The sequence below is a fragment of the Bacillus piscicola genome (assembly GCF_022458745.1).
GTDB classification, from domain to species: Bacteria; Bacillota; Bacilli; order Bacillales; family Marinococcaceae; genus Alteribacillus_A; species Alteribacillus_A piscicola.
This window is the reverse complement of the sequence record NZ_JAJJJF010000002.1, coordinates 569552-578612: the sequence shown is the minus strand read 5'-3', so window position 1 is coordinate 578612 and position 9061 is coordinate 569552. Positions and strand designations below refer to the sequence as shown.

The 9061-nt window shown below is 42.8% G+C and carries 9 protein-coding genes; 8 read left to right on the top strand and 1 reads right to left on the bottom strand.

Translation table 11 applies throughout. The annotated features are described in order from the left end of the window. Positions 1–220: 220 nt before the first annotated feature. From LOR49_RS07495 to LOR49_RS07475, 5 genes are all read left to right on the top strand, one after another. Complete coding sequence (locus LOR49_RS07495; protein ID WP_240375686.1) at positions 221–676, top strand: MarR family winged helix-turn-helix transcriptional regulator; 456 nt, start codon at positions 221–223, stop codon at positions 674–676. A gap of 127 nt (positions 677–803) precedes the next feature. Continuing rightward, positions 804–1757 (top strand): ring-cleaving dioxygenase MhqE, encoded by a 954-nt coding sequence (gene mhqE, locus LOR49_RS07490; RefSeq protein ID WP_240375685.1) that lies wholly within the window; start codon positions 804–806, stop codon positions 1755–1757. A 23-nt stretch (positions 1758–1780) separates the two neighbouring features. After that, entirely contained in the window at positions 1781–2674 is an 894-nt protein-coding gene (locus LOR49_RS07485) for a VOC family protein (RefSeq protein WP_240375684.1), read from the top strand. A gap of 47 nt (positions 2675–2721) precedes the next feature. Continuing rightward, positions 2722–3312, top strand: a complete 591-nt coding sequence (locus LOR49_RS07480; RefSeq protein ID WP_240375683.1) for an alpha/beta hydrolase — start codon at positions 2722–2724, stop codon at positions 3310–3312. A 56-nt stretch (positions 3313–3368) separates the two neighbouring features. Then, a complete protein-coding gene (locus LOR49_RS07475; RefSeq protein ID WP_240375682.1) occupies positions 3369–3905 on the top strand; it encodes a YceI family protein in 537 nt (178 codons plus the stop codon). A 490-nt stretch (positions 3906–4395) separates the two neighbouring features. On the opposite strand, the gene LOR49_RS07470 is transcribed toward LOR49_RS07475, so the two are convergent. After that, positions 4396–5010, bottom strand: coding sequence for a CadD family cadmium resistance transporter (locus tag LOR49_RS07470; RefSeq protein ID WP_240375681.1), 615 nt, complete (start codon positions 5008–5010; stop codon positions 4396–4398). 190 nt (positions 5011–5200) lie between these two features. On the opposite strand from LOR49_RS07470, the gene LOR49_RS07465 reads away from it, so the two are divergent. The 3 genes from LOR49_RS07465 to LOR49_RS07455 all read left to right on the top strand — a co-directional run bounded on the left by LOR49_RS07465 (position 5201) and on the right by LOR49_RS07455 (position 9057). Continuing rightward, complete coding sequence (locus tag LOR49_RS07465; protein ID WP_240375680.1) at positions 5201–5506, top strand: monooxygenase; 306 nt, start codon at positions 5201–5203, stop codon at positions 5504–5506. A 165-nt stretch (positions 5507–5671) separates the two neighbouring features. Beyond that, entirely contained in the window at positions 5672–7951 is a 2280-nt protein-coding gene (locus LOR49_RS07460) for an ATP-binding cassette domain-containing protein (RefSeq protein ID WP_240375678.1), read from the top strand. Between the two features lie 557 nt (positions 7952–8508). Continuing rightward, the gene (locus LOR49_RS07455) at positions 8509–9057 is read left to right on the top strand and encodes an O-acetyl-ADP-ribose deacetylase (protein ID WP_240375751.1); all 549 of its coding nucleotides are present in this window, start codon (positions 8509–8511) and stop codon (positions 9055–9057) included. Positions 9058–9061: the final 4 nt, after the last annotated feature.

The following is a 9061-nucleotide window of genomic DNA, read 5'->3' as shown; positions in this document are numbered from 1 at the left end:
TTTTGCTCACGAGGAAGCTGAAGCGTTGCCCGCGGAAAGCGTCCGCCCAGAGCGATTGGAAGTTGGTTGTAAATGTGTAAAAACAAAGTGTTGAAAGTATTGTTCTCATAACCATTTAGAGAAAAACTTGACGCATACTACACGGCGCAACGAGTTGACATGTTTACCCCTATGTCATATAATTGGATTATCTCGAATTCGAGATAAAAAGGAGAAAGCGATGACTAACAAAAATCAAGAATCATACGAAGAGTATTTGTCATTGAAGGCATTTGTCGTTTTAACTCGAGCCTTACAATCAATTAAATCCCGTGCCGAAGAAGACATTAAACATTTAGGATTAAACCCAACGGAATTTGCTGTTTTAGAATTAATCTATAGTAAAGGCGATCAGCCGATACAAAAAATTGGTGAAAAAATATTGATTGCAAGCAGCAGTATCACCTATGTCGTAGATAAATTAGAGAAGAAAAATTTAATAAAACGAAAGCCTTGTCCGAAAGATCGCCGTGTCACACACGCGGCCATCACAGCTGAGGGAACAGAACTGATGGATCAAGTCTTTCCGAAGCATAGAAATGCGCTAAAAGAAATTTTTAGTGGGCTGGGGATAAAAGAAAAAGAAGATTTAATTGACCAGTTAAAAAAATTAGGCTATCATGCTCAAAACATGTAGTTTTTTTTAAGTAAATATCTCGAATTCATAATATATGAATCAGTATTAAATGCGAAACAGACATGTCTAATGGCATCGTCTTTGTAGGATAGGAACGCTAAAAACAAATACAAGGGAGTTTTATTATATGACAGACGGACTATTGGGAATTCACCATGTTACGGCTATGACGGATAATGCCATGAGAAACTATGAGTTTTTCACAGAGGTACTCGGAATGCGGTTAGTAAAGAAAACGGTAAACCAAGATGATATCCACACCTATCACACATTTTTCGCGGATGACGTTGGTTCACCGGGGACAGACATGACATTCTTCGACTTTCCGAACATCATAAAAGGAACACCGGGAACGAACTCGATTTCGAGAACAGGGCTGAGAGTGCCGGACGATGCAGCACTTGAATATTACATGGAACGATTCAAAGAGTTTGATGTGAAACATGAGGGCATTCAAGAGCTTTTCGGTAAAAAAGTGCTGCCATTTGAAGAAGCGGATGGTCAGAAGTATCAACTGTTCTCTGACGAAAACAATGAAGGCGTGGCACCAGGTATTCCTTGGAAGAATGGCCCGGTACCGGAAGAAAAAGCGATTTATGGCTTAGGACCGATTGAAATCACAGTAAGCTATTTCGATGCTTTCAAAAAGGTGCTCTCTGACGTTTATGATATGAAACCAATAGTAGAAGAAGAAAACGTGACACTCTTTGATGTAGGCGAAGGCGGTAACGGTGGACAGGTCATTGTGAGAAAGGATGAAACAACGCCAAGTCGTCAGGGGTACGGACAGGTTCACCATGTATCGTTTAGGGTGAAAGATCACGAAACACTCAAACAGTGGGAAGCGAAGTACGACGAAATCGGGATGGGACATTCCGGTAATGTGGATCGCTTTTATTTCGAGGCCCTCTATACCCGTGTCGGTGACATTCTTATCGAGCTTTCAACAGATGGTCCAGGTTTCATGGATGATGAACCTTATGAAACGTTAGGGGAAAGTCTTGCACTTCCACCATTCCTAGAGCCAAAACGTGACTATATTGAAGCGCAGATTCGTCCGTTCGATACGAAGCGTTCATGATCGTTGAAAAAGGAGATGATTAAATGGAAGCCATTAATAGGATCCACCACATCTCAGCTATTGTAGGAGATCCGAATGAGAACCTGAGATTTTTTAGAGATGTGTTAGGACTCCGTCTGGTTAAACAAACGGTAAACTTTGATGACCCGGGTGTCTACCACCTGTACTTTGCAAATCATAACGTGACACCGGGGACAGTCATTACCTTCTTCCCGTGGACAAACGATCATTACGGCAGGAAGGGCAGCGGCCAGGTCGGACGGATTGCTTTCAGGGTACCTAAAGGCAGTCTGGACTACTGGAAAGAACGTCTAACAGCTCAAAGCCTACAAGTTGAAGTGACTTCGCTTTTTGGTAAAGACACACTTGAGTTCGATGATGTTCATGGACTCGACCTGGCAATTGTCGAAGGCGAAACATCTTCCGATCATACAGACATACTTGGTTTTCATGGGTCTGTATTATTATCCGGAAATCCTGAAGGTACGAAAGAACTGCTTACAGGTTTTATGGGATTGAAAGAACTGGATAGTAATGATGAAAATCAGCACTATGAAACAGTAGGCGAGGAAAAGCATCACATCATTACTTCCATTCCTCCGCAGCCTGCCGGCAGATTCGGTATCGGAACGGTGCATCACATCGCCTGGTCCGTGCCGGATATGGATGTATTGAAAGAATGGCAGACTGCCCTCCGTGGAGTTGGCTTCGGGGTTACCGTAGTAAAAGACAGAAATTACTTCAACTCCATCTATATGGGTGAAAAGGGCGGTGTTGTATTCGAGTTCGCAACAGATGGTCCAGGGTTCGAGGTGGATGAAGATATGGAATCACTTGGTACAGCGCTGAAGTTACCGGAACAATATGAACACAAAAGACAGGAATACGAAACACTGCTGCCAAAATTGGATATATAGTAGTCGAGTAGTCAGAGCCTAAAAGAGACGAATGGGAGTGAGAATGAATGGAACATATTTATAAGGAAAAGAAAAAAGGAGCTCCGGTATTTATCCTGCTCCACGGTACAGGGGGGTCAGAAACAGACCTTCTCACTCTGGCTGAACTGCTTAACCCGGAGTATAACGTTCTAGGTATCAGAGGTAACGTGCAAGAAAATGGTATGAACAGATACTTCAAACGACACGGAGAAGGCCAGTACGACTGGGAAGATCTTGAGTTTCGCGGGAATGAACTTTATGAGTTCATCGTGAAAAAATCAAACGAGCATGAGTTTAAACTCGAGGATACCGTTCTTGTCGGATTTTCAAACGGCTCCAACATCGCCATACACATGATGCTCCGGCACCCCGACACGTTCAAAAAAGCGGCTTTATTCGCACCGCTGTACCCGGCAGACGTGGAAGACAAACAGGATTTTCGTGAGGTGGACGTATTCCTGTCGCTGGGTAAAGGCGATCCGATTGTACCGGAATCCGAAAGCGAGCGAGTCATCCATCTATTTAAAGAAAGAGGTGCAGATGTTACGACAGCTTGGGTTAACGGGCACAACCTAACACAAGAAGTCGCGTTGGAAGCGAAAAATTGGTTAAATTAATTGATTGCTAAAGGTTAGTTCTAAATGAAAATCAAATAGTATGGGAGGCATTTACAATGACAAAAGCAATATGGAACGTTGATAAGGTACACAGTACAATAGGATTTACAGTAAGACACATGATGATATCAAACGTGAAAGGGACTTTTAATGATTTTGAGGGTACGGTTGAAGGAGATCCAAATGACTTAACAGATGCATCCATTGAGGTTAACATTCATGCAAATAGTATTGATACACGCATGCCGGACAGGGATGATCATTTACGCTCAGCTGACTTTTTTGATATGGAGAATCATCCGAATTTAACATTTAAAGCAACAAACATGGAGAAGAAGTCTGATAATCACTATGATGTGACAGGTGATTTTACAATTAGAGGCACAACAAAGCCAGTAACTTTTGATATTATTTTTGAAGGTATTGCGAAAGATCCGATGAGCGGAGAGGAAGCTGCCGGATTTACAGGCAGTACAAAGATAAACCGTAAAGACTTTGGTTTAACATGGAACGCAGCCCTTGAAACAGGCGGCTTTGTAGTAAGTGACGAAGTGAAAATCAATATAGAAATACAAGTACGGAAGCAAGATTGATAAGACAAAGATAATAGAAGGAAAGCTATTGCAATGGATGATGTACCACTCCTTAAAGTTAGATGATGAAATCTAACTTTAAGGGTGTTTGTTGGGAAGGAACTTCAGAACTTTAACATACAATCATCATCTGGCTCAATTCTGGCAAAACATTCATTCGTCATCACGCCCAATGACTCTTAAGAACTTGAAAAAATTTCTCCAGGTTAAGTTAATTTCAGAAGTACTTATTCAGCTAATAAATACGAACGATTATATAACATCATTCATTGTACGTTTTTTATGTAGATGGTGTTGATTGTAACGAAAGGCGGCGACTCCTGCGGGAACAGCATGAGTCTTGAGACCCCGCAATGAGCGAAAGCGAATGAGGAGGCTCAAGCCATGCCCGCGGAAAGCGTCCGCCTGCAGTGGAAATCAAAAGCATCACACTATTTTTGAAACATTCGTATTTGACCAACTGGATTTGAATTATAAAATTGATTCCAGGTTAATTAAGGAAAGATACTAATGTCTGTATAGTGTCGTTTTCATAAACGATAAAGACACCTAATGCTATATAAACCGTTGCCACAATCCATCTGCTGAACCTTTCAATAACCCTTGCAATACCTGGAATATTCGAAAGTTGGCCGGCAGTATATACGAGTACAAAAATAAGTATGATAAAGACAAATAGCGTCACTATGAGTTCATTTACTTCCAATGTGATAAAGTAAGGTGTGAACAAACCGATATTATCAGCACCACAACTTGCTATCACAACTACCGTTACCGTTCTCGCTAATTGGCTCAATCCTTTTTGATCCATCTGTTCTTCTACTTGTTCTCTCTCGTCATCACCAGATATCGCTACGTTAAGACCGAAATATACAGGAACCAAACCCAATAAACCAAGTATCCATTTTTCAGGGACGAAGTTTAAAACATATGCTAAAAATAAACTAATCGTAATTAATGTGAAGGAACCAATAAATTGACCAACGTATATATCCCTTTGTTGCTTTTTGGTTTTAGCTTTTGCGAAAAAGATAAGTAACAAAACTAATAAATCTAAAGCAGTTGCTGTGTAGATAATAAATGCTGTAATAATGATCTCAAACATGGATACATCAATCCTAAATGCTAATATCGGATTCAAGGGAAAATAAATTTGATAGTGCATTCTACAAAAGCCAAGAGGTGCAAATTTCATTCCCGATCAAATCATTAATAAACCTAACGTGAGTTGTGATTTAGAAACAGGTATATATACGGAAGAACTGCAAACAAAAAATGAAAAAAGGAGAATGACGATGGCATACGTATTACAAATGGATTTTAACATGAATGGACCCTTCGGAGATGACATGGCAGCGCAATTTTCTGATTTAGCAAAGAGTATCAATGAAGAGGACGGCTTCCTATGGAAAATCTGGACGGAGAATCCCGAAACAAACGAAGCAGGAGGAATCTATGCTTTTGAAACAAAAGAAACAGCGGAAAAGTATTTGGATATGCATTCAAAACGGTTAGCTAGTTTTGGAATAGAAGATGTCAACGCTAAAATCTTTGCCATCAATCACACTCTTACGAAGATCACGAATGGTCCGGTACAGTAAATTTAACAGAATTGATAAATGGAAGGCGAGTAGCTTGGGTGCTGCTCGCCTTATTGACTATCATTGCTGGCAAATCACGGAAGCCGGCATCTTAGAAGGTAATGTTGGGGGCAGCGTGAGTCGAAAATCCACTTGGTAAAAGAAATATGCAGAAAAGGTGATATTTTGTCAGAGGAAAAAGATGAAATCATTTTAAGAGGACTGAAAGAAAATAATTTAAAAAACATCGATTTGAACATACAAAAAGAAAAAATAACGATTGTTACTGGTCTTTCCGGCTCAGGAAAGAGTTCCGTTGTGTTTGATACATTAGCAACGGAAAGCAGAAGACAAATGACGATGAACTATCCCGCCTATGTCCGAAATCAGATGCCGCGATACGAACGGCCCCATGCTGATTTGATGCAAAACGTAAGCCCTGTTGTTGTCGTAGAGCAAAAGCCTGTCGGAGGCAATTCCCGCTCCACCGTTGGCACTTATATGGATGTCCATCCGTTAATAAGATTGTTGTTCTCACGAATAGGAAAGCCGTCCATTCCTTCCGCCACCGATTTTTCGAGCCAAAGCTCTTTTGGCAGCTGCCCGGAATGCGGGGGATACGGACGGGTCATTATACCGGACTTACAGAAGATGGTTGATGAGGAGAAGTCACTCCGGGAATATGCCGTGAAATTCAAGCCGTTATCGCCATCAGGCTGGCAAGGAAGATGGATGATAACAGGTGGTTTATTCGATCCGGATATGCCGATCAAGGATTACCCGGAAGAAAAACGCCGCCTGCTGCTGTATGGTCCCCCGGAAGGTGAAAGAGTCTTCGCGCCGTTTCATACAAAGAACGGCCCACAGGATCATGAGTGGGATGGGTTATTGCCAAGATTTACGCGTCTTTATATCAACAGGGATATCGAAAAGTTAAAACAAGTCTCCCGGGAAGACGTGTTAGCTGTGTCCACCCATTCTTTGTGCGAGACCTGCCAAGGCTCCGGGCTGAACCCAAAAGTGTTGGAGTGTAGAATCAATGGTTTGAATATCGCAGAATATGACCAACTGGAGTTGACAGAGCTACTGGAGGAGCTAACGAAGATTACAGATCCTCTCGGAGAAGCGATCGTCCAGCAAGGAATCCCGTCGATCAAACAACTCATTGAAATGGGTTTAGGGTATTTAAGCTTATCACGAAAAATGGGCACCTTGTCCGGCGGCGAGGCGCAACGAGTGAAAATTGCCCGTCATTTAGGGAGCAGTCTCAACAATCTCACCTACATTTTTGACGAACCGACCGCAGGACTCCATCCCGAAGAAGTGAATATGGTCATCCACATGCTTCAACGATTAAAAGACCAGCATAATACAGTCATCGTCATTGAACATGATCTGTCCGTCATACGAGCAGCGGATGAAATCATCGAGATGGGAAAGGGCGCAGGTGTAGACGGAGGAGAGGTCGTGTATCAAGGCACACGGGACGGACTCCAACACTCTAGAGCCGCCACCACCTTAAAACATGAACTCAAAGTAAACAAACAGCCAAGGGATATCAAAGGTTGGTTCACCATAAAAAATACACGTAAGCATAACCTGAAAAATATCAGCGTACACATCCCTGAGAATGTCCTAGTCTCCGTGTGCGGGGTCTCTGGCTCAGGCAAAAGTTCCTTGTTGGTAGAAGCATTCCCGGAACGTTATCCAGAAGCGATTATGGTAAGGCAAGACCGAATCGGAATCTCAAGCCGTTCGACACTCGCTACATACATGGGGATCATGGATGACATTCGCTCCATCTTCGCCAAAGAAACAGGACAAGCACCCGGTCTGTTCAGCTTTAACTCCTTAGGTGCATGTCCTGTCTGCGCCGGGAAAGGAGTCACCACCCCGGACGTAGCGTTTGCAGACCCCGTCACCATTCCCTGTGAAGCGTGCGGGGGTACGAGATATTCAGAAGAAGCGTTGTCCCATCGGTATCGAAATAAAAATATCGTAGAAATGCTGCGTGTGACGATCGACGAGGCCGGGAATTATTTTCATAAGCCTAAGATCATCAAAAAAGTGAACACCTTACAAGACGTGGGACTCGGGTATCTCACCTTGGGACAGACGACAAGTTCTTTAAGTGGAGGCGAAATTCAGCGTTTGAAACTTGCCAGCCATTTACAAAAAGAAGGGCAGATCTATCTGTTAGACGAGCCATCCTTAGGACTCCATCCAAAAGATAACGAAAAACTGTTAGACGTGTTCCAGCACCTTGTAAACAAAGGGAATTCGGTTATCATCATTGAACACAATCTAGACTTTATAGCGGCGAGCGACTGGGTCATCGAATTAGGCGCGGGAGGAGGAAAAAAAGGCGGGTACCTTCTATTTGAAGGCACGCCAGAAGAGATGCTGCAAGCAAACACCGTTACAGCAAAAGCCTTAAAAGATGAAGGGACAGAACATTTTACGTAGAGATGAGAACATCGTCTGAAGCGAATGGAGTCATGAAAAGAAGCGATTGCCAAAATAGAAGCACCACAGCCCGTGAATGGGACTGTGAAATCAGAGATGCATAGAAATAACAACCACATATGGAGTGGTTGAGGCCATGAAACAGAGCGACAGCAAAAATAACATCATCATAGATGGTGTATGACGTCGTGAAAACCGGAGTGTGTAAAAATAACAGCATCATCCAGGGCGAATGAAGCCATGAAAACGAGCGGCGGCTGAAATAGAAGCGTCATAAGTCGTGCATGACGTCGTGAAATCAAGGGCGTGTTGAAATAACAGCATCATTCAAAGCGAATAATGTCATGAAAAAGAACAGTCGCAGAAACAAAGACTTCATAGCTACCCTATACCAATTTTACCTATCATACACAAATTGGGGATTGCGGGCTAAAATACATCGGCAGTGTTCTTTTAAAAAAGATTTATTGCTTTGCGGAGTAATGATGAAGAGGATACAATAAATGAAAATGTATGTGTGGATGATGCCTATAAATGTGATGCGAGGTGACCTTAACATGAATGTGGAGATTAATGGCAATATACTAGCGTTAGTAACGGGTGACATTACGACAAGAAGCACAGATGTGATCGTTAACGCTGCTAATGGAACGTTAATGGGCGGCGGCGGAGTAGACGGCGCCATCCACCGTGCCGCTGGGAAAGAACTGCTAGAAGAATGTAAAGCTGTCCGTGAGAAGAAGTTAAACGGCGATTTATTGCCGACAGGGGAAGCCGTGATGACGAAGGGGTACAATTTACCCGCGAAGTATGTCATTCACACCGTAGGACCGGTATGGGGAGAGCATAACGGCCGGGAATCGGAGCTATTAAATTCGTGTTACCGGCATGCGTTACGGCTTGCGAGTGCGAAAGGAATGAAACGAATTTCCTTTCCGTCGATCTCCACCGGTGTTTATCGCTATCCCGTAGAAAAGGCTGCCCATACAGCTCTAAGCACTATCATCGAATTTCTACGTGACGAATCATTCGGAACCGTGACGATGGTATTGTTTTCAAAGGAAGATTATCATACATATGCAGATGTACTAAAGAAACTCAGCTAGCAGC

Coding starts and splice junctions, on each gene's coding strand:
- LOR49_RS07495 (WP_240375686.1), top strand. CDS start 221: ATGACTAACAAAAATCAAGAATCATACGAAGAGTATTTGTCATTGAAG.
- mhqE (WP_240375685.1), top strand. CDS start 804: ATGACAGACGGACTATTGGGAATTCACCATGTTACGGCTATGACGGAT.
- LOR49_RS07485 (WP_240375684.1), top strand. CDS start 1,781: ATGGAAGCCATTAATAGGATCCACCACATCTCAGCTATTGTAGGAGAT.
- LOR49_RS07480 (WP_240375683.1), top strand. CDS start 2,722: ATGGAACATATTTATAAGGAAAAGAAAAAAGGAGCTCCGGTATTTATC.
- LOR49_RS07475 (WP_240375682.1), top strand. CDS start 3,369: ATGACAAAAGCAATATGGAACGTTGATAAGGTACACAGTACAATAGGA.
- LOR49_RS07470 (WP_240375681.1), bottom strand. CDS start 5,010: ATGTTTGAGATCATTATTACAGCATTTATTATCTACACAGCAACTGCT.
- LOR49_RS07465 (WP_240375680.1), top strand. CDS start 5,201: ATGGCATACGTATTACAAATGGATTTTAACATGAATGGACCCTTCGGA.
- LOR49_RS07455 (WP_240375751.1), top strand. CDS start 8,509: ATGAATGTGGAGATTAATGGCAATATACTAGCGTTAGTAACGGGTGAC.